This window comes from Pseudomonas sp. GW821-FHT02A08 (assembly GCF_059422045.1).
The window spans coordinates 145,970-166,534 of record NZ_JBWKWD010000008.1 but is presented as its reverse complement, the minus strand read 5'-3'; the positions used below and the strand labels follow the sequence as shown (position 1 = coordinate 166,534).

The following is a 20,565-nucleotide window of genomic DNA, read 5'->3' as shown; positions in this document are numbered from 1 at the left end:
TGCGTAGACCATGGGCGCCTTGGTTTTTGCCTGTGCCAGAGTTCTTTACATGACTGCCAACACCGATTCGCTCCCGGCGCCGTTCAGCCGCTCGGACTACAAGACCCTTGGGCTTGCTGCTCTCGGCGGGGCGCTGGAAATCTACGATTTCATCATCTTCGTGTTTTTTGCCCTGACCCTCAGCCAGTTGTTCTTCCCGCCGGAAATGCCCGAGTGGCTGCGCCTGCTGCAAAGCTTCGGGATCTTTGTCACCGGTTACCTGGCGCGACCGCTGGGGGGCATCCTGATGGCACACTTCGCCGACCGTCTGGGGCGCAAGAAAGTCTTCAGCCTGAGCATCCTGATGATGGCGTTGCCCTGCCTGCTGATCGGGATCATGCCGACCTACGCGCAAATCGGCTATTTGGCACCCTTGTTGCTGTTGGCCCTGCGCATCCTCCAGGGCGCGGCGGTGGGCGGTGAGGTGCCCAGTGCCTGGGTATTTGTCGCCGAGCACGCACCCATCGCCCATCGCGGCTACGCCCTGGGTTTCTTGCAGGCGGGGCTGACCTTCGGTTATTTGATCGGCGCATTGACCGCGACCTTCCTGGCGCAGGCGTTCAGCACAACGGAAATCCTCGATTACGCCTGGCGTTACCCCTTCCTGCTGGGCGGCGTGTTTGGGGTGATTGGCGTCTGGCTGCGTCGCTGGCTCAGCGAAACCCCGGTGTTCATGGCCATGCAGGCGCAACGCGAGGCGGCCGGCGAACTGCCGCTGCGCACGGTCTTGCGCGAGCATCGCCTGGCCATTTTGCCGGCGATGATTCTCACCTGTGTGCTGACCTCGGCCGTGGTGGTGTTCGTGGTCATCACCCCGACCATGATGCAGAAAACCTTTGGCATGACCGCCAGCCATACCTTCGCCTTGAGCGCACTGGGTATCGTGTTCCTGAACATCGGCTGCGTGCTCGCCGGGCTGCTGGTCGACCGCATTGGCGCCTGGCGCACGGTGATGCTCTATAGCCTGCTGCTGCCGCTGGGCATCGGTGTGCTTTACAGCTGCCTGATCATGGGCGGCGACTGGATCGGCCTGGCATACGCCGTGGCAGGGCTGGCTTGCGGGGTGGTTGGCGCGGTGCCATCGGTGATGGTCAGCCTGTTCCCGGCGCGGATTCGCGTCTCGGGTATCTCGTTCACCTACAACATTGCCTACGCCGCATGGGCGAGTGTCACACCGCTGTTGTTGATCGGTCTGATGCCGTGGAGTCCGTGGATCTGCGTGATGTTCAGTGCGGTGATGGGGGCGGTTGGCGTGGGCAGTGCAGCCTACTTCGGGGCACGCATGCCCCATGTCGGACAGCACAGAGTCGCTCCGTGCGCTTAGGCGCGGTCAGCGATATAGGGAGATGTAGATGCAGGTGATGCCTATTCTGGAAGCGTCAGGTGATATTCAGGCCCGGGTGCGAGCGCTGCGTAATCAGCCCGACGTTCGCAAGTTCATGTACACCGATCACGAAATTTCCGAGGCTGAGCACGGCGCGTGGCTCGACTCGTTGAAGGGGAGCTCGCGTCAATCGGTGTTTGTCGTCATGCACGATGCCAAGGCCTGTGGCGTGGTATCGCTGAACGCGATCAACGCGTTGCACAGAACCGCCGACTGGGCTTTTTATCTAGACAGTGAGTTGCAGGGCCAAGGTCTTGGCAGTCGCCTGGAATACTGGTTGCTGGACTATGCATTCAATGTGGCCGGGCTGGAAAAACTCAACTGTGAGGTTCTGCAAAGCAATCCGGCGGTGATCCGGATGCACCGCAAGTTCGGTTTTTCCATAGAGGGTGTACGACGTCAGAACGTCGTCAAGGATGGCGTCCGGATTGATGTGGTGCTGCTGGGGATAACCCGACAGGAGTGGCTTGCACACCGGCTGAAAATGCAGGGTGTGATGGCGCGACTGAATCGCGTCGGCTGATCAGCAAAAGGTCTGGAATTATTTTTACAGGGCAAGCCTGAAACACGCTTAAGTAAATGTTTCCAAGGCCGATGGTTAGGCTGCATATCGCTTTCTACCCCTGTCCATCGGTGCTTTCCCATGTTCAATAAACGCTTGAAGCAGGAGCTGTCGGCTCTTCGTGAAGAACTCTCCAGCCTCCAGCAAGTAAAGGAAAGTCTGGAAAGCGAGATGCTGGTGCTGACCCTCGACAGCGATGGACGGGTTCAGTCGGTCAACCAGAACTTCCTTGGCGAAATGCATTACAAGAGCGGTGACCTGATTGGCCGACACATCGACGACCTGGTCCCGGATCACGTGAAGTCCGATGAATTCCAGCTGCGTTTCAAGAACGCGTTGACCCGTGGCGAGCATTTCGCTGGCGCGGTGCGCCTGTTGCGCGGTACGGGCCAGGAAGCCTGGTTGCGTTCGATCCTGCAGCCGGTGCGCTCGGCGGACGGGCGGATCAAGAACTTTTCGATCTTCTCCAGCGACCTGACCCGCACCATCGAGGCCTCCCGCGAACACGAGAACCTGATAGGTGCGCTGGTGCGCTCCACGGCGGTGATCGAATTCGACCTCAATGGCAACGTGCTGACCGCCAACGACCGCTTCCTCAGTGGCATGGGTTACAGCCTGGCGCAGATCAAAGGCAAACATCACCGCACCTTCTGCCAGCCGGAGGATTACAACAGTGCCGAGTACCAGAACTTCTGGCGTCGCCTGAACGCGGGTGAGTACGTTGCCGGCCGTTTCAAACGTGTCGACAGCCATGGTCGTACAGTCTGGCTTGAGGCGTCCTACAACCCGGTGGCTGATGCCAACAATAATCTCTACAAAGTGGTGAAGTTCGCCACGGTGATTACCGATCAGGTCAATCAGGAACACGCCGTCGCCGAAGCCGCCAACATTGCCTACAGCACCTCGCAGCAAACCGACCAAAGCGCCCAGCGCGGTAACGCCGTGGTGACCCAGGCCGTAGACGTGATGCGTGACCTGGCCAAACACATGCAAACCGCCGGCGACGGCATCGAAGCCTTGAACGAGCAGTCGCTGGTGATCGGTACCATCGTCAAAACCATCAGCGGCATTGCCGAGCAGACCAACCTGTTGGCGCTCAACGCGGCCATCGAAGCCGCCCGTGCGGGCGAGCAGGGGCGGGGCTTCGCCGTGGTGGCGGATGAAGTCCGGCAACTGGCTTCGCGCACCAGCCAGGCCACCGACGAAATCGTCCTCGTGGTGCGGCAGAACCAGGACATGGCACGCAACGCCGTGGCCCTGATGACCGATGGCAAGCTTCAGGCGGAACAGGGCCTGGCGCTGGCGGCGGAAGCGGGGACGGTGATTGTCGAGATCCAGGACGGCGCGCAGAAAGTGGTCAATGCAGTGGGGCAGTTTGCCAATCAGCTCACTAACTGACCTGCGATCAGCTCTTGGTGGGAGCGGGCTTGCTCCGGGCGGCGTTCCGACGAAAGCGGTGTGTCATTCAACGCAACTGTGACTGAACTGACGCCTTCGCGAGCAAGCCCGCTCCCACAGGGTTACGTGGGCGCTACAATCGGCTCTTTCCCCAGGAGCAGACTCCCATGAGCGTTTCCCACCGTCGTCCGGTCCCCTTGTCCAAGGCCTATCGTCTGCTCAATCACGGCCCGACCGTGCTGGTCAGCGCAGCCCACGGTGACCAGCGCAATATCATGGCGGCAGCCTGGGCCATGCCGCTGGATTTCGAACCCCCGAAAATTGCCGTGGTGCTGGACAAATCCACCTGGACTCGCCAACTGCTGGAAGCCTCGGGCACTTTTGTGCTGAACGTTCCGTGCGCTGCCCAGGCCGACATTGTGCAAACCGTCGGTTCGACCTCCGGCCTGGAATTGACCCAGGGCCAGGGGCGCGACAAGTTTGAAACCTACGACTTGCAGACCTTCACCGGCGAGTCGGTCGATGCGCCGATGCTCGAAGGCTGCGTGGCCTGGCTGGAATGTCGCCTGTTGCCGGAGCCGAACAACCACCAGCAGTACGATCTGTTCCTGGCCGAAGTGATTGCCGCCCAGGCTGACGAACGTGTGTTCAGCGAAGGTCGCTGGCACTTCGAGGGGCAGGATGCGCTGCGCACCTTGCACCACGTAGCGGGCGGGCACTTTTTGACCATTGGTGAGCCGGTGGATGGCAAGACCTTGCAGGCTTGAGCCGATCAGCGCTCAAATCCACACATCATTCTCGGCCGTGCGCTCGCCACCTTCGCGGCCGGTATTGAGCACGCCCTTGGGTTCGATCAGCAGGAGTTTTACCTCCTGCCCGGCACAGGGTTTGTGCTCGACGCCTTTGGGCACCACGTACATTTCCCCGGCGTTCACCAGCACGTGGCCATCGCGAAAGTCGATGCGTAACTGGCCTTCCAGAACGATGAAGGTTTCGTCGGTATCAAGGTGGTCGTGCCAGATAAAGTCCCCTAGCAGCTTCACCACCTTGAACTGGTAGTCGTTCATTTCGGCGATGACCCGGGGTGACCAGTGTGAGTCGATCCGGTTGATTTTTTCAGCGAAGTTCAGGCTTTCGTAAGCGTTCATGAAACAGCTCTCGCGGTTGTTTGTGAACCCACGATAGCCAGCGACTCGGCGCACTTCTTGTACGATTGTGCGTGGCTCAACGGCGCAGCATTTTCATCCAGCGGGCCGGTGACAGGCCGTAGGTTTTGCTGAATTGTCGAGTCATGTGGCTCTGGTCGGTGAAACCGGCGATCAGCGCGGCACTGACCAGCGTCTGACCCTGAGTCAGTAGCGCACGGACCATGTCCAGGCGCCGCATGGTCAGGTAACGGTAGGGGCTGGTGCCGAACAACAGGCGAAAATCCCGGGACAGGCTCCAGCGATCCCGACCACTGTGCTGCGCCAGTTCATCAAGGGTCACGGTGCGATCCAGGGCGCCGTGGATGTATTCCCGCGCGCGTTGCGCGGCCACGTAATCGAAACCCGAGCGTTTGCCCGCTGCACCGGAAACCGTGCTCATGGCTTGCGCCAGATCGAACAGCGCATCCTGTTCTTCCAGCGGGTCGAGCGGGCAATCCAGACTGCGCAGCAACGCGCCCGTGGCGGCGAAAAGGCGGGGATCGTTCGACAGCCCGGTCTTGATGAATGGCAGTGCTCGCCCGCCGAGCATCTGCTGGATCAGCGCCGGTTCGATGTACATCATCCTGTACTGGAAACCGGACTCGGTACCGGCCTCGCCATCGTGGGCTTCGTCCGGGTGCAGCACGATCGTTGCGCCTGGCTGGCTGTGACGCCAGCCACCGCGATACTGAAAACTCTGCACCCCGGCCAGGGTGTGGCCGATGGCATAGGTGTCGTGGCGGTGAAGATCGTAGCCATGGCCGGCAAAAAACGCCTCGAAACGCTGAAGCCCACCGACATCGGGCGCGCGATGGAACCAGTCATTTCGAGGCAAACGCTTGGCCATGGTGATTGTTGTCTTGAGCTTGATGCACAACACGGTAACCCAGACAGCGGTTCGCTGTCTTCTGATCGGATGGCGGCTTGTCCGCTAGAAAACCCAGGGCAAATGCTGCACTGTGTGGCGCATTCTCTACAGGTCGTTTTTTATTTGTCAGGATGAGGCCAGGTCATGAGCAAGCTGCGCGTGGGGATCATTTTCGGGGGCCGTTCGGCTGAGCATGAGGTGTCGCTGCAGTCGGCAAAAAACATCGTCGATGCGCTGGATCGTTCACGCTTCGAGCCGGTGCTGATCGGCATCGATAAACAAGGCCACTGGCACCTCAACGACCCTTCCAGTTTTTTGCTGAACCAGGAAAACCCGGCCCTGATCGCCCTCAATCAGTCCAATCGCGAACTGGCCGTGGTGCCGGGCAAAGCCAGTCAGCAACTGGTGGAAACCTCCAGTCAGGAAATGCTCGGTCACGTCGATGTGATCTTCCCGATTGTCCACGGCACCCTCGGTGAAGACGGTTGCCTGCAAGGCTTGCTGCGCATGGCCGATCTGCCGTTTGTCGGCTCCGATGTGCTTGGCTCGGCCGTGTGCATGGACAAGGACATCAGCAAGCGCCTGCTGCGCGATGCCGGGCTGGCCGTGACGCCGTTCGTGACATTGACCCGCGCTACGGCGGCGCGCACCGGGTTTGCCGAGGTGCGGGGCAAATTGGGTTTGCCGCTGTTCGTCAAACCGGCGAATCAGGGCTCTTCCGTGGGCGTGAGCAAGGTCACCGACGTGGCTGAGTACAGCGCAGCGGTGGAGCTGGCCTTGAGTTTCGATACCAAGGTGTTGATCGAATCTGCCGTTAGCGGCCGCGAGATTGAATGCGCGGTGCTTGGCAACGAAGACGCCATCGCCAGCGGCTGCGGCGAGATCGTGGTGCGCAGCGGGTTCTATTCCTACGACAGCAAATACATCGACGACACGGCTGCTGAAGTGGTGGTGCCGGCCAGTATCAGCGTCGAGGCCAGCGAGCGCATTCGCGCCCTGGCCGTCGAGGCATTTCAGGTACTGGGCTGCTCCGGCCTGGCCCGCGTCGACGTGTTCCTGACCGACAGCGGCGAAGTGCTGATCAACGAAATCAACTCGCTGCCCGGCTTCACCCGCATCAGCATGTACCCGAAACTGTGGCAGGCCACCGGCATGACCTACAGCGAACTGGTGACGCGACTGATCGAGCTGGCGCTGGAAAAGCACCAGGTTCGGCAGGGGTTGAAGATCAGTCGATAAGCGGAATTCTGCATTGTCCGTATTATCGGTGGGTATGCTTGCAAGAACCGACCCTGATCACGCCTGCTTGACCGGTTTGATCAGGCTCTGGGCGGGTATCCCGAACAGCTCGTGCAGTTTCCAGATCATCGGAAGCGTCAACGCTCGCTTGCCATTGAGTACTTCATAAACACGATTTGTGCGGCCGATAGCGGGTGCAAGATCGGCGGCGGACAACCCGGACTGCTCCATTCTGAACTTGATCGCATCGATAGGGTTGGGTAAATCGACCGGGAAGTGCTTCGACTCATACGACTCGATCAGCGTAATCATGATGTCAAAGTAATCTCCCTCGGGAGTGCCAATTTCTGGTTCATTCTCAAACAGTGCAGACACGCTCTTGAGAGCGGCGCGGTAATCCTCTTCGGTGTGAATCGGGTGAATGTTCATGGGTTACTCCATTTCGACGTTATCAGCGTCGACCGTGTCGTACTGCTTGTGAGTGCCGACAAATTTTATGTACACGGCGCCAAAGCGATAAGCCACGGCGACTATCAGCCTGAAGTCGTTCCCCTTGATGTTGAACACGACTCTGCGGCTTTTGAGAATACTGGCTGTAGCGAAGTGCAGCTTTATGTCGGCAGGCGTTTTCCAGGCTGCATTTCTTACCTCGTCAATCCAGGCCAACAAGGGTTGTTCTGCGCTCGGGTATCTCTCCCAAAATTGCTTCAGCTGATTGATGGCGATGATTCTCATGGCATGATCCTAGTCCCATCGTGGGACTGATGCAAGTCTGTGGAGGCGCGGAAACTCTAACCAGGACGCAATTGTTTGCGGGTAGGAAAAAGCAGCGAGAGAGAGGTGACCTGGACTCTTTACCTATAAAAAGGGCCTACCCACCGGTAAGCCCTTTCTCATCCCCGTGTACGACTCAATCCCCCAGCGCTTGCCCCTCACGCCGCGGATCAGCACCTCCCGTCAACGACGCTTTGCCTTGGGCGTCCTTGACCCGAACGATCGCCTGGGTCCCGCTGGTCATGTCGATCTCGCTCACGCTGTGCCCCTTGTCTTTCAGCGCCTGAATCAGCATCGGGCTGAACTGTCCCTGTTCCAGTTCGGTCGGGCCATTGCGGCTGCCGAAGTTGGGCAGGTTGATGGCGGCCTGGGCATCGAGGTTCCAGTCGAGCAGGCCGATGGTGGATTTGGCCACGTATTCGATGATTTGCGAGCCTCCGGGAGAGCCGACGGTGGCGAGGAATTCGCCGCTCTGGCGGTCGAAGATCAGGGTCGGGGCCATGGAGGAGCGCGGGCGTTTGCCGGGTTCGACGCGGTTGGCGACTTTCTGCCCGTTTTCCTCGGGGATGAACGAGAAGTCGGTCATCTCGTTGTTGAGCATGAAACCCTGAACCATGATGTGGGAGCCGAACGCCGACTCGATGGTGGTGGTCATTGATACGGCGCCGCCTGCGTCATCGACGGCCACCACTTGCGAGGTGGAAATCCGCAGCGGCGAACGGTCCGGTGCATAGGCCACCCGGATGCCTGGCGGAGTGCCGGGTTTGGCCGTGCCCATGCTGCGTTCGCCGATCAGGGCGGCGCGGCTGGCGAGGTAGGCCGGGTCGACCAGGCCCTTGACCGGCACGGCTACGAAGTCTGTGTCGGCGACGTACTGAGCGCGGTCGGCGTAGGCCAGGCGTTCGGCTTCAGAGATCAGGTGCACGGCTTGCGGGGTGGGTTCAATGCCGGCCGGGGCCGAGGTCTTGACTGGTTTGAGCGGCGCCAGCGCCAGGCGTTTATCACGAGTCTCAAGGGCTTGCAGCGTGCCGAGGATCTGCGCCACGGCGATCCCGCCCGAAGACGGCGGTGGCATGCCGCAGACTTGCCAGCGTTTGTAATCGGTACACAGTGGTGCGCGCTCCTTGGCCTGGTAGTTGGCGAGGTCGGTCAGGGACAGGCTGCCGGGGTTGGCGTGGCCCTGCACCTTGGCCGCGATTTCCTCGGCGACCGGGCCTTTGTACAGGGCATCCGGGCCTTCATGGGCGATGCGTTTGAATACGGCGGCCAGTGCCGGGTTCTTCAAGTTTGTGCCGACGGTTTTCGGGCTGCCATCGGCATTTCGAAAGTAAGCCATCATTTCCGCTGAGCGCGGCATGGACGAATCCGCGGCGATCAACTGGTGCAGGCGTGGCGAAATGGCGAAGCCTTGTTCGGCGAGCCGGATGGCTGGTTCAAACAGCTGCGCCCAAGGCAGGCGTCCGTGTTTTTGATGGGCCAGTTCCAGGGCGCGCAATACGCCGGGCGTACCCACCGAGCGGCCGCCAATCTGCGCCTGGGTGAACCCCATCGGTTGTCCGTTGGCTTGCAGGAAAAGCTTCTCGGTGGCGGCGGCCGGGGCCGTTTCACGTCCGTCGTAGGTGCGCACGGCCTTGCCATCCCAGAGTACGATCAGTGCGCCGCCACCGATGCCCGAAGACTGTGGCTCGACCAGCGTCAACACTGCTTGCATCGCAATCGCCGCGTCGATGGCCGAGCCGCCCCGGCGCAGCATCGCCCGCCCGGCTTCGGCCGCCAGCGGGTTGGCCGCCGCTGCCATGTATTTCTCCGCGTGTTGAGTTTTCAGGTCGGTGCGCAAACCGGAAGCGCTTTCCGGTGCGAGCGGCAGCGTCGGCACCGATGCGTTGTTGCACGCGGCCAGGGTCAAGACGCTGGCGAGCAGAACCAGGGCTGGCAGGCGATAGCGGCGCAAAGGGAAGGTTGAGAACACGTGGGGGTACTCCGTCCGTTGGATCTACGATCAGTGGACTTTATCGGCCGACCGGGAGGGAAGCAAACCAGGTCCTGCGGCACCGACGTTTTTGTCCTTCATCAATGGCGGGATTTTCTGTAGGGTCGTTGCCAACAGGCAGGCCGGAAAATCAACAAGAGGCAGACATGCAAACCGAGTTCCCCACCCAGTCCAGCTATCGCTCCCAGCGTGAACAGTTCCTGGCCGCCGCAACCACGGCAGGCGCAACGCTGACGGAATATCCACACCCGCTCAAAGGACCGTTCGGCGAGTCCCTGAGTACCGATGTGGCGGTGCTGGGTGATCCGGGCGCCAAGCGACTGCTGATCGCGTTGAGCGGCACTCACGGAGTCGAAGGCTTCTATGGCTCGGGCTGCCAGATCAAATGGCTGCAGGAGTTGGGCAAGCGCTCCCTGCCAACGGATGTCGCCGTGGTCATGATCCATGCCATCAACCCCTGGGGCATGGCGTGGTTGCGCCGGGTCAACGAAGACAACATCGACCTGAACCGCAATCACCTGGATTTCCAGCAACCGCTGCCAGACAACCAGGCTTACAACGCCCTGCATGAAATCTATGCCTGCCCGCAGTTGCACGGCCCGGAGCGTGATCGTGCCGATGCCTTGCTCGACGAGCAGATTCGCCTGCACGGCTGGCCGGCAGTCATGTCGATTGTCGAGGGCGGTCAGCATGCTCATCCCGACGGCCTGTTTTTCGGCGGGCTGGCGCCGAGCTGGTCGAACCGCACGTTGCACAGGATCGTGCAAACGCACGTGGCCCATGCCGAGGTCGCCATGTGTTTCGACCTGCACACGGGCGCTGGCGAGTACGGTCATCCGATGTTGTTGACCATCACCGAGTCCGCCTATCCGGCGCTGGCGGATGCGCAGGCGATTTATGGCCCGTGGCTCTACAGTCTGCAAACCGGTGCCAACACCCTGAGCGAAACCGGCGTGGCGGCAACGGCCACCGGCTACACCTCGCAAGCGCTGATCAATGCGCTGCCACAGGTGCGGCTGATGCCGTTTGTCATCGAGTGCGGGACATACCCGGGGCCGGACGTTCACCGTCATCTGCGCGATGACCACTGGCTGCATCTGCACGGCAACCCGAATGACGCAACAGGGCGCGGGATCAAGCTGAATCTGCTCGAGCAGTTCTATCCCGCCGACAGCGATTGGCAGGCGATGGTCTGGCTGCGCACCTGGCAGATCTGGGGGCGGGCGTTGTCGGCATTACCGACGGTTCGCAACTGACACGACTCGGTGACTCGATGGCTGCGGTTCAGGCTTGCCTGTGACCTTGGCACGCGAGCCGCGTCGCCATCACGCCGAAACCATCACGCCGCCTTCGAGTGCCGTAGCCCCGGCCACTTTGCACAATTGAACCCCCGTCGCCGCAAAGCGAATCGCATTGCGCATGTACATCACGCCACGGGTGGCGCTGCATACAACCTGCGTAGCGCCAGTGATGGGGTCAATGACGTGCCCAAATATTGAATATAACCGTTCAATAAAATTTGACAGTATCGCAAATTTATTTCGATTGATGTAATTGTTTCTTCACCAATACTAGGGCCCTCGGTTCAGGTCTCTGTGAGCCTGGCATTCCTAAAAAGAATAAAGAGGTGCTCGCATGACCCGTTGTGCCCAGGCGCTCGTCCGGTTACTTGAAGGCTACGGCGTGGAGTCGGTGTTCGGCATTCCCGGTGTGCACACGGTCGAACTTTATCGCGGGCTGCACGGCAGTTCTCTGCGCCACATCAGCCCGCGTCACGAACAGGGTGCAGGGTTCATGGCGGACGGCTACGCCCGGGCCAGTGGCAAGCCCGGCGTGTGCTTCATCATTACTGGCCCCGGCATGACCAACATCCTCACAGCCATGGGCCAGGCCTACGCCGACTCGGTGCCGATGCTGGTGATTTCCACCACCAGCCGCCGCGAACATCAACGCCTGGGCCACGGCTACCTGCATGAAATGCCCGACCAGCGTGCAATGGTCGCCGGGGTCTGCGCCTTCAGCCATACCTTGCAGCGGCCCGAGGAATTGCCGGAAGTGCTTGCCCGCGCCTTCGCGCTGTTCGGCTGTGCCCGCCCGCGTCCAGTGCACATCGAGATTCCGTTGGACGTGCTGGAAATGCCGGCCGACAACCTCGACCTGCGCCCACGTACCTTGCCGCAAGCCCCGGCACCGGCAGCCGCGAATATTACGGCGGCGGTGAAACTGCTGGCGGCGGCCCGCAAGCCGTTGATCCTCGCCGGTGGTGGCGCCCGAGGCGCAGGCCCGCTGGTACAGGCCCTGGCGGAAAAGTTGCAGGCGCCGGTTGCCTTGACCACCAATGCCCGGGGTCTGCTGGCGCCGGAGCATCCACTGTTGCTCGACGGGGTGCAGTCGTCGGCTCATGGCCGCGCTCTGTTTGCCGAAGCCGACGTGGTATTGGCGGTCGGTACCGAATTGGGCGAAACCGATTACGACTTCTTTGGTCTGGGCCCGCTGTCACTCAATGCGCCGCTGATTCGCCTGGACATCGATCCGTTGCAGATCCTGGGGGCGGCACGCGCCGACGTGGGCTTGCTGGGCGATGCCGGGCAAGGGCTGCAAGCGCTCCTGGCGGCAGTGCCTGAAGCTTGCGCCAGCGACTGGGCATATCAGCGTGTGGCACAGGTCAACGCTGCCGAACGGTCCGGCTGGAGCAGCAAGCAGAGCGTCATGCAGCAGATGCTCGACACCCTGCGCGACAGCCTGCCCGCGCCGATTGTGGTCGGCGATTCGACCCAGCCGGTGTATCAGGGCGCGCTGGGTTATCGCGCCCCGCAAGCCAACAGCTGGTTCAACGCCGGAACAGGCTTTGGCACCCTGGGTTACGGTTTGCCGGCGGCCATCGGCGCCAAGCTCGCCGCGCCCGATCGTCCCGTGGTAGCGCTGGTCGGCGATGGTGGCGTGCAGTTCTCCAGTGCCGAACTGATCGCTGCCCGTGAAGCGGAGTTGGGGGTGATCGTGGTGCTGTGGAACAACCACTGCTATGCCGAAATCCGCGACTACATGACCAACCGCGATATTCCCCCATTGGGCGTGGACATCCTGCCACCGGACTTTGCCGCACTGGCCAAGTCCTGCCACGTCGCCCACATCGCCATAAGCAGCCTTGAGCAGTTGCGCGAGGTACTTGCCAGCCAGGCCCACACCCGTCAGCCGATTCTTCTGGAGCTGGACGCCGCCGCTTTCCTGTCTGCCTGAACCGTTTGGAGTGAACCGCATGGAATTGCAGAAAAGATTTGCCCTGAAGTGGATCGACCAGCATCGTCAACAGTTGTCGGATTGGCACCAGATCATCTGGCACTACGCGGAGCCCGCGTTTCGCGAGTACAAATCCTGTGCCTGGTATGTGGATCTGTTGCGCAAGGAAGGTTTCACCGTCGAAGAAAACAGCGGCGGCATGCCCACCGCGTTTTGCGCAACCTTCAGTAATGGCAAGGGACCGGTGCTGGCGACCTACGCCGAATACGACGCCGTCCCTGGAAACTGCCAGGCTGCCACCACCCGCAAGATGCCCCGCGAAGGTTTGTCGCGTTTCGCCCCGGGCCACACCGATCCACATTCTGCGCTGGGCATCAGTGCGCTGGGCGGGGTGCTCGCGGCGAAGGCGGCGATGCTTGAGTTCGGCATCGAGGGCACCATTCGTTTCTTTGGTGAGCCGGCGGAAAAGCTCCGTGCGTCCAAACCCGTACACGCGGCCAAGGGTTACTACGACAGCCTGGATGCGGCCATCAGTTTTCACCCCACCTACATGTTGCCGCTGAACAACACCACCACCTGGGATACCCATTGCGGCATTGCTTACGCCTACATCTACAGCTTCACCTGCGAAGACCCGGAAAACTGGATTGCCGCCGATCGCTATAGTCCGATCCCGCAGAATCATCTGGCTGCCCGGGCACCGGGCGCCAATGATGCGCTGATGCACTTCTACAACCTCAACGAAAGCCTGCGCCGTTCGACCCTGCCGTTCACCGGTTTGTGGAGTTACAACGAGGCCATCCTGACGGCCGGGCAGGCCACCGCCGACAACCTGCCACCGCACCTGTCACAGATCCAGTACCTGCTGCGTTGCGATTCGATCGAGCAGGCCGAAACCATTTCCCAGGTGATGGATAACAACGCCGCCGCTGCGGCGATGGCCACCGGTTGCCAGTGGAAAAAGACCTGGGTCTGCAAGTCCCGTGGCGGTCTGCCCAATCATGTGCTGGCGCGTGCGACATACAGCAACCTGGCCGCCGTCGGCGCACCGCAATGGGGGGCCGAGGCCTGTGACATTGCCCGCCAGATCCAGAGCAATCTCGGTCTGGAGCCGATGGCGGAACCCTTCCTGCCGGCTACTGAACAACTGATCGACCCGCAGGAATGCGAACGGCAGATGCGTCTGCAAATGCCGGCATGGCAGAAATACCTGACATCCGACGACTACCCCGAATACACCTGGCATTGCCCGACCGTGCGTCTGCTGGTGGCCCGCCCGATGCTCAGCGCGCCCGCCGGCCACGTGTACCCGGATTGGGTCTCAAACGCCTTGGGCGGCATTCCGCAGACCATCGATCCGATGATTGAAGTGGCGGCGAAAACCATTGCCAACACCTTGCTCGACCTGTTCTGCAACGAAGACCTGCTGAAGGCTGCCAGGGACGAGTTCAACCAGCGCACCGGCGGCGGCATCGGCGGTGAACACTGGCAGGCGCCGCTGTTGCCGGCCGACTTTCAAGCCCCCCATCGTTTCCGCTGGCCGGAGTACATACGCACCGTGCGTGGCGAAGAGTGGTGGATCCCGGCGCGCGACGACGAATAGTCGTGGTGTTGCCCCGCCTGCCTGATCAATCAGAATTCGAGGATCCAGAAGTGTAAGCACTCACCCACGTGAATATCCCCCAGCCACACACGGACACCGCGGTCGTCGCCATCGATGACCTGCACAAGATGCCGATCACCACGTGCTCAAGGGCATTTCGATGCGCGCCAAAGAGGGCGAGGTGGTCTCGCGCAGATCGCCGATCCGCGTCAGGTCGAACGTCTGCGCACGCGCTTGAGCATGGTGTTCCAGAGTTTCAACCTGTGGCCCCATCACACCGTGCTGGAAAACGTTATCGAAGCGCCGGTGTACGTACTCGGCGAGGACCGCAAGGAAGCCATGGCGTATGCCGAGCACTTGCTGGAAAAAGTCGGCCTGATCGACAAGCGAAACGTGTATCCCTCGTTTCTGTCCGGTGGCCAGCAACAGCGCGTAGCGATTGCCCGCGCTCTGGCCATGCGCCCGCGGCTTGCTGGTGAGGAGGGTAATCCTGCCGTGCATGCTGCCCTTCGCGATCGCCGGGTTATCCAGCCTGTGGCTGGTGCTGGTCAAGGAAAGCGCCTTGATCAGCGTCGTGGGTTACAGCGAATTGCTGACAGCCGGCCGCCAGGCAGCGGCATCTACCAAGCACTATTTGCTGTTTTACCTCGCCGTGGCTACGTTCTATTACCTGATCACGCTGGTTTCCAGCTCGGTCTTCCGGTGGGTCGAAGTGCGCTTCGAACGCTGGATGCCTCGGCACGCATAAGGGGAGGGCGAGCATGGACTTTCATTGGTTGGGCAATTTTTACCAGGAGCTGGTCAAGGGCGCCGGACTGACCCTGCAACTGCTGCTGATCTCAGGGGTTATTGGCTTTTTCATGGCGGTGCTTGTGGCGCCGGGACGCTTGTCGAAGACCCGCTTCCTGTCCAGCGGCCTGCGTTTTTACACCAGCGTGCTGCGCGGTACGCCGTTGCTGGTGCAGATCTACGTGTTGTACTACGGTGTGGGCAGTGTTTTTGCGACCTTCCCGTTGATTCGCGGCAGTATGTTCTGGCCGTACTTGCGAGAAGACCTATGGCATGTGCCCTTGGCTGGTGTTGCGCCGGGTGTGGATGCCGCGCGCCTTGCAGATGCTGCGTCCGACATTGGCTGGGGAAAGCGTGATGCTGCTCAAGGCTACGGCGCTGGCGTCGACCGTGGCGGTCACCGACCTGCTGGGGGCGGCAAACCTGGTGCGTTCGCAAACATTACGCGTCTATGAGCCGCTGCTGGTGGTGGCGGTGATCTATATCATCCTGGCGATTGTCATTGAGCAAGGCTTTGCCCGGATAGGCAAAACGCCGCAACGTCAGGCCTGACTTCAAGGTCGATGGACACATCGGCCCAAGGGCTCATAAGGAGTTTCATATGAAGTATTCGTCCATGGTCAATCGCATCAGTGGTGAAACCGTTACCGCCTGGGACATTCACTACGCGGCCTGTGATGCACAGGATCGTGGTGAAGATGCGATCGTGTTGAGCATCGGCGATCCGGATTTCGCCACTGCCGATGAGATATGCGCGGCGGCGGTTCAGGCAATCAATGAGGGCGACACCCATTACACCCACGTGATCGGTCGCCCGGCCCTGCGCGAAGCAATTGCCGCCAAGCAGTCGGCGTTACTCGGCCAGCCGGTGTCCGCCGACAACGTGGCGCTGGTGGCCGGCGCACAGAACGGTTTGTATGCCACGGCCATGTGCCTGTTCGAACAAGGCGATGAAGTGCTGGTGCCGGAACCCATGTACCTGACGTACGCGGCGAGCATCCAGGCTTCAGGTGCATGCCTGGTGCCGATTGCCCAGCCGGCCGAAAAAGACTTCCGCCTGACCCTGGCCGCGCTGGAAGCAGTGGTGACCGACAAGACCCGTGGTATCGCCCTGGCCACGCCGAACAATCCCACCGGCAACGTCTACACCCGCGAGGAGCTGGAGGCCGTTGCGCTGATCGCTCAACGCCATAACCTGTGGGTAATCAGCGACGAGGTTTATGGTCAGCTGACCTATGACCGTCAGCACCAGAGCGTGGCCACCCTTGAGGGCATGGCCGAGCGCACCGTGGTGCTTAACAGCCTGTCCAAATCCCATGCCATGACCGGCTGGCGGGTAGGCTGGGTGGTGGGGCCGCAAGCGCTGATCGGTCATCTCGATAACCTGTTGCTGTGCATGCTCTACGGCTTGCCGGGATTCATTCAGGCCGCCGCGCTCAAGGCACTGGAACTGGATGAGAACGTGGTCGGGGAAGGGCAGGCTCTTTACCGCCGGCGCCGAGACCTGGTGGTCGAAGGGTTGCGCCACGTGCCGCTGCTCAAGTGCAAGGTGCCTGAGGCGGGCATGTTCATGCTGGTGGATGTGCGTGAGACGGGATTGTCGAGCACTGACTTTGCCTGGCAACTGTTCCGTGAAACCGGTGTTGCCGTACTCGATGCCAGCGCTTTTGGCGCCAGCACCGCTGGCTTCGTACGCATCTCGTTCACGGTCTCCGACGCAGCGCTCAGCGATGCCTGCGGTCGAATTGCAGGCTTCATCGAACGCCTTCGCGGGCAATGAGGATTCGGCTGCCATGGAGGGTAGGGGGCCAGCCCCTGTCTGCCTTGGCAGCCATTCGAAATTCGATTCGATAACTTCAATACTGCGGTACAGGAACTCCTGTCACTGCAGCGTACTTTTTTCGAGGCATAAAAAAACGGCTTACCTTGCGGTAAGCCGTTTTTAGTACTTGGTGGCTACACAGGGACTTGAACCCCGGACCCCAGCATTATGAATGCTATGCTCTAACCAACTGAGCTATGTAGCCAAGTGGCGCGCATTATTCACCGGTAACGGGGATGCGTCAAGCACAAATCTAAAATATTTCTCTGCGCTTTCAACCGTTTATCAAAATCTATCCTCTGAGCAGGGGTGAAGGGCAGCGCTGGAACCAGCGGCTGGCCTGTTCGTACGCGTGCGCCAGTTGCAGCACAGCGAAGTCGGCCTGGTGTCTACCGATGATTTGCAGGCCCATGGGCAGGCCGCTGGCGTTGAAGCCGACCTGTACGTTGGCCACCGGGCAGCCGGACAAAGTGCCGGGAATCACCACCTCCATCCAGCGGTGATAGGTGTCCATGGTCACGCCTTCGATGGCGGCGGGCCATGGTCGGGTTTTATCGAGCGGGAACACCTGGGCGCTGGGCAGCAGCAGGTAGTCGTACTTTTCGAACAATCTGGAGATCGCCCGATACCAGTCGCTGCGCGTCACCGATGCGGCAAACACGTCGGTGGCCGAGAGTTTCAGGCCGTTCTCCACTTCCCAGCAGGCTTCCGGTTTCAACAGCGCACGTTTTTGCGGGTCGGCATAAGTCGCGCCCAACGAGCCGGCGACCATCCAGTGGCGCAACGTCCGCCAACTGCTCCACAGCTTCTCTGGCGCGAATTCGGACTGAACCGGTTCAATGTGGCAACCCAGGCTTTCGAAGTCGGCAAAGGCCTTTTCGCACAGCGAGAGGATGCCTTGCTCCATCGGCAGGTAGCCGTTGAAGTCGCCGAGCCAGCCCAGACGCGTGCCTTTGAAGGCTCGATCCAGCGGTGCCGCAAAGGCGCTGCCGGGCTCGGCAATGGACAGCGGCGCCCGCGCATCGAGGCCATGCGTCATCTGCGCCCGGGCTTGAAGTTCGCCATCGAGCCCAATTCGACCTTTACCGACGTGGATGGCAAAAGCGCTGACCTGGGCATCGTCTACGGCTTGGATGGCCAATATGCCCATTCCCGCACCAGCCTGATTTGTCCTCGGGTGTTTCCGATCTGTTCCCCCGATTATCTGGCCAGCGTCGAGCCCATCGATAGCCCCGCGGACCTGGTGAAGCACAACCTGATTCACGTCGATGACGGCGAGTGGTGGAACCTGTGGTTCGCCGCCAACGACCTCGACATCCACCTCAATTCGGACATGCTCTACGTCAACCGGAAGCGGTAATCCGCGCCTGAGAAGTCCTGGCGGACTCAACTCAAGCGGAAGCGCCCGGTGTTGTCGCTTAAGGCTTTGCTGCCTTGACTCAGGGTGTCCGCTGCCTGGTTCACCGCGCGGGCACCTTCGAGCAAACGTAGTGCTGCCTGATCGACCTGCTGGATATTACCGCTGACCTCGTCGGCGGTACTGGCCTGCTCTTCCACCGCCGTGGCGATGTGCGCCAGGGTATCGGTGACACTCTGCACGGCACTGGCGATTTCCCCGAGTCGTTCACCAAGGCCGGTGACCGCTTGTGCATCGCTCTGTGCCTGACTGCACGCGGCTTGCATCAGGCTGACGGCCTCATTCACGGTATTGCGCAGGCTGTCGACCGTGCCGGCAATCTGCGCGGTCGAAGATTGTGTACGTTGCGACAGGCTGCGCACTTCATCGGCTACCACCGCAAATCCGCGACCCTGTTCGCCGGCCCGTGCCGCTTCGATTGCAGCGTTTAGCGCCAGCAGGTTGGTCTGCTCGGCGACGCCGCGAATGGTGTCGACCACCAGTTGAATCTGCTGTCCTTGCTCGCTGACCCGGCCCAGTGCCGCAGCGGTCTCGTTCAGTCGTTGATTGAGCTGCTGGATACTCGCGGTGGTGCGCTGGCTGTCACGGCTGCTGTCGGCGGCAATGCGCCGGGTGTGCTGGGCGCTGCCGGACGCCTGTTCGCAACTGTGGGCCACCCCTTGTGAGGTGGCGGCCAGTTGCGTTGCCGCCGCGGCAATCTGGCTGATCTGCAACTGCTGGGCTTCGACTTCGCCCAGGGCATCGCTGGAATGATGGTTGAGGGTTTGCACCGCGTTGCTCAGTTGCAGGGTTTCGTGATCCACCCCTTGCAGGCTGGTGCGCAGTTGCACCACGGCGACGTTCAGCGCGGTGCTGATGACCGCCAGTTCGTCCCGGCCTTGAACCTGCACTTGCAGGCTCAGATTGCCATCGCGCAGGGCCTCGGCCAGCACCGTGATGCCGCTGGCACTGCGGCGGATCGAGGCCTGCAAACAGATGAACAGATACAGCGCAGCCAGCAGCAGGCAGCCGAACACGGCGGCCACCACAATGAACTGGCGGATCGCTGAGCCGTGGTAGTAATCCAGGCGTTGATCCAGCGACACCAGCGACTGCTGGCGCAGCGAGGCGAGGTCGGAGAGCAGGGCATCGAGACTGCGTTCGAAGTCCTCCGGCTTGAGGTTGATGCTGCCGCCGAACACGCCGTCATCCAGCACCTTCAGGCCGGCATCGAGGCGCTTGAGGCTGTCATGGTATTGCCCGGCCCAGGTTTGCAGGGCGCTGGGCAGGCGTGCTTCGAGCAGGCCAGCCGTTTTCACAAGCTGCTCTCGCGCATCACCGATGCGGCTGCGCAGGTCGCGCAGTTGCAGGCGGCTTTGCAGGGTGAACTGCCCGGACACTACCGAGGCTTGCCCCACCGCCGCCAGGCGACCGACCCGCTCGATCAGGTCCGGCGCATGCTGGGTGGAAATCTGCGTCAGCAAATAAGTTTCCAGCCACGGCGCCAGCGTGAGGCGGTTGTCCATGGCGATCTGCTCGCGCAAGGCTTGCAGGGCGCTCAGGGCGTTGGTGAAGCGATCATAGCCATCCGGCCACCAGCCAACGCTGCTCAGGCTTTTTGAGTCGAGGCCGTCGAGGGCGGTTTGCAGGGCCTGGTAACGGGTCAGCGTCTCAGCTTCTGCACTTTCTTTTTGCAGGGCCTGGCCCAACTCGGCAGTGGCCTGGCTGACGGCGGGCTGAACCGCATCGAAGGCGGCCATCGCGGCGAGGGTGGCCGGCGTTGGCTGGCGATTGGTTTCCGTGGCGCGCCATCGGGCAGCGCGATCACGCTGGGCGGCTAGCAGGTCATCCAGCGCATCGAGCGCAAGCAGTTGCCGCACCCCGGCGCGTTCGCCGGAGATCAGGCTGAGTTTGTCGCGATAGTCCTGGCCGATCATCCACAGGCTGCCGGCCAGCGGCAGGATAAACAGCAGAAACAACAGCTGGAATTTGCGTGCGAAGCCAAAACGCCCCAGCAGCCCGATCCCCGGTGATAAAAAAGCCTGCATGCCCCAAGACTCCTCTGGACACCACGCACTATTGGCGTGCGTCGGAGGTTGTCGCCCCCCGACTCGTGCCCTCTAAAAAGGCCTCGAAAGTTCACCCTTGTCCGCTCTGTAGGCCGACTCTGTAGCGAAACTTCCCATTGTCGGTCTCCTTTGTAAGGAAGCCGCGTTCAAGCCGACAAGGAAGGCAAGATTCAGACCATGGCTTTGCGCCATCAAGGTCGTGGCGATG

The 20,565-nt window shown here is 61.2% G+C and carries 16 protein-coding genes, 1 tRNA gene and 5 pseudogenes; 14 read left to right on the top strand and 8 right to left on the bottom strand.

All coding sequences use genetic code 11. From position 1 onward, the window contains the following. Positions 1 to 49 precede the first annotated feature (49 nt). The 5 genes and pseudogenes from AC07W4_RS08770 to AC07W4_RS08750 all read left to right on the top strand — a co-directional run bounded on the left by AC07W4_RS08770 (position 50) and on the right by AC07W4_RS08750 (position 4,150). The gene (locus AC07W4_RS08770; RefSeq protein WP_495032161.1) at positions 50 to 1,363 is read left to right on the top strand and encodes an MFS transporter; all 1,314 of its coding nucleotides are present in this window, start codon (positions 50 to 52) and stop codon (positions 1,361 to 1,363) included. A 28-nt stretch (positions 1,364 to 1,391) separates the two neighbouring features. Then, a complete protein-coding gene (gene pseH / locus AC07W4_RS08765) occupies positions 1,392 to 1,946 on the top strand; it encodes a UDP-4-amino-4,6-dideoxy-N-acetyl-beta-L-altrosamine N-acetyltransferase (RefSeq protein WP_495032160.1) in 555 nt (184 codons plus the stop codon). 120 nt (positions 1,947 to 2,066) lie between these two features. Further along, a pseudogene (locus AC07W4_RS08760) lies at positions 2,067 to 2,792 on the top strand (PAS domain-containing protein); the annotation flags it as partial. After that, positions 2,775 to 3,383 (top strand): methyl-accepting chemotaxis protein, encoded by a 609-nt coding sequence (locus AC07W4_RS08755; protein ID WP_495032171.1) that lies wholly within the window; start codon positions 2,775 to 2,777, stop codon positions 3,381 to 3,383. The pseudogene AC07W4_RS08760 and the gene AC07W4_RS08755, both read left to right, overlap by 18 nt. Positions 3,384 to 3,550: 167 nt before the next feature. Next, entirely contained in the window at positions 3,551 to 4,150 is a 600-nt protein-coding gene (locus AC07W4_RS08750; protein WP_495032159.1) for a flavin reductase family protein, read from the top strand. A 12-nt stretch (positions 4,151 to 4,162) separates the two neighbouring features. Here the strand turns inward: AC07W4_RS08750 and AC07W4_RS08745 are convergent, their stop codons facing one another. Further along, positions 4,163 to 4,531 (bottom strand): cupin domain-containing protein, encoded by a 369-nt coding sequence (locus AC07W4_RS08745; protein ID WP_108228436.1) that lies wholly within the window; start codon positions 4,529 to 4,531, stop codon positions 4,163 to 4,165. 76 nt (positions 4,532 to 4,607) lie between these two features. Then, a complete protein-coding gene (locus AC07W4_RS08740) occupies positions 4,608 to 5,417 on the bottom strand; it encodes an AraC family transcriptional regulator (RefSeq protein ID WP_495032158.1) in 810 nt (269 codons plus the stop codon). Between the two features lie 165 nt (positions 5,418 to 5,582). Between AC07W4_RS08740 and ddlA the strand changes: the two genes are divergently transcribed. Continuing rightward, positions 5,583 to 6,677, top strand: a complete 1,095-nt coding sequence (ddlA, locus tag AC07W4_RS08735) for a D-alanine--D-alanine ligase (RefSeq protein ID WP_495032157.1) — start codon at positions 5,583 to 5,585, stop codon at positions 6,675 to 6,677. A gap of 57 nt (positions 6,678 to 6,734) precedes the next feature. Here ddlA and AC07W4_RS08730 read toward each other — a convergent pair whose 3' ends face one another. From AC07W4_RS08730 to ggt, 3 genes are all read right to left on the bottom strand, one after another. Continuing rightward, entirely contained in the window at positions 6,735 to 7,106 is a 372-nt protein-coding gene (locus AC07W4_RS08730; protein WP_495032156.1) for a helix-turn-helix domain-containing protein, read from the bottom strand. A gap of 3 nt (positions 7,107 to 7,109) precedes the next feature. Next, a complete protein-coding gene (locus AC07W4_RS08725) occupies positions 7,110 to 7,412 on the bottom strand; it encodes a type II toxin-antitoxin system HigB family toxin (protein WP_090457679.1) in 303 nt (100 codons plus the stop codon). A gap of 175 nt (positions 7,413 to 7,587) precedes the next feature. Beyond that, the gene (gene ggt / locus AC07W4_RS08720; RefSeq protein ID WP_495032155.1) at positions 7,588 to 9,420 is read right to left on the bottom strand and encodes a gamma-glutamyltransferase; all 1,833 of its coding nucleotides are present in this window, start codon (positions 9,418 to 9,420) and stop codon (positions 7,588 to 7,590) included. Between the two features lie 167 nt (positions 9,421 to 9,587). Between ggt and AC07W4_RS08715 the strand changes: the two genes are divergently transcribed. From AC07W4_RS08715 to AC07W4_RS08685, 7 genes and pseudogenes are all read left to right on the top strand, one after another. Next, on the top strand, positions 9,588 to 10,697 hold the full coding sequence (locus tag AC07W4_RS08715) for a DUF2817 domain-containing protein (RefSeq protein ID WP_495032154.1): 1,110 nt from the start codon (positions 9,588 to 9,590) through the stop codon (positions 10,695 to 10,697). Positions 10,698 to 11,076: 379 nt separating this feature from the next. After that, the gene (locus AC07W4_RS08710; protein WP_495032153.1) at positions 11,077 to 12,678 is read left to right on the top strand and encodes a 5-guanidino-2-oxopentanoate decarboxylase; all 1,602 of its coding nucleotides are present in this window, start codon (positions 11,077 to 11,079) and stop codon (positions 12,676 to 12,678) included. A gap of 19 nt (positions 12,679 to 12,697) precedes the next feature. Beyond that, positions 12,698 to 14,281: a zinc-binding metallopeptidase family protein gene (locus AC07W4_RS08705; protein WP_495032152.1), complete on the top strand. Its 1,584-nt coding sequence runs from the start codon at positions 12,698 to 12,700 to the stop codon at positions 14,279 to 14,281. A 225-nt stretch (positions 14,282 to 14,506) separates the two neighbouring features. Further along, positions 14,507 to 14,752 (top strand): annotated as a pseudogene (locus tag AC07W4_RS08700) (ATP-binding cassette domain-containing protein); the annotation flags it as partial. A 28-nt stretch (positions 14,753 to 14,780) separates the two neighbouring features. Next, on the top strand, positions 14,781 to 15,029 hold the full coding sequence (locus AC07W4_RS08695) for a hypothetical protein (protein WP_495032151.1): 249 nt from the start codon (positions 14,781 to 14,783) through the stop codon (positions 15,027 to 15,029). Positions 15,030 to 15,042: 13 nt separating this feature from the next. Beyond that, a pseudogene (locus tag AC07W4_RS08690) lies at positions 15,043 to 15,622 on the top strand (ABC transporter permease subunit). A gap of 49 nt (positions 15,623 to 15,671) precedes the next feature. After that, complete coding sequence (locus AC07W4_RS08685) at positions 15,672 to 16,850, top strand: pyridoxal phosphate-dependent aminotransferase (RefSeq protein WP_495032150.1); 1,179 nt, start codon at positions 15,672 to 15,674, stop codon at positions 16,848 to 16,850. 170 nt (positions 16,851 to 17,020) lie between these two features. Here the strand turns inward: AC07W4_RS08685 and AC07W4_RS08680 are convergent. Then, positions 17,021 to 17,097: transfer RNA gene (locus AC07W4_RS08680), tRNA-Met, on the bottom strand. 87 nt (positions 17,098 to 17,184) lie between these two features. Then, positions 17,185 to 17,922, bottom strand: a pseudogene (locus AC07W4_RS08675) (amidase family protein); the annotation flags it as partial. Here AC07W4_RS08675 and AC07W4_RS08670 point away from each other — a divergent pair. After that, positions 17,908 to 18,240: pseudogene (locus AC07W4_RS08670) on the top strand (LysR substrate-binding domain-containing protein); the annotation flags it as partial. The pseudogenes AC07W4_RS08675 and AC07W4_RS08670 overlap by 15 nt on opposite strands. A 38-nt stretch (positions 18,241 to 18,278) precedes the next feature. On the opposite strand, the gene AC07W4_RS08665 reads toward AC07W4_RS08670, so the two are convergent. Further along, entirely contained in the window at positions 18,279 to 20,336 is a 2,058-nt protein-coding gene (locus AC07W4_RS08665) for a methyl-accepting chemotaxis protein (protein WP_495032149.1), read from the bottom strand. Positions 20,337 to 20,565 lie beyond the last annotated feature (229 nt).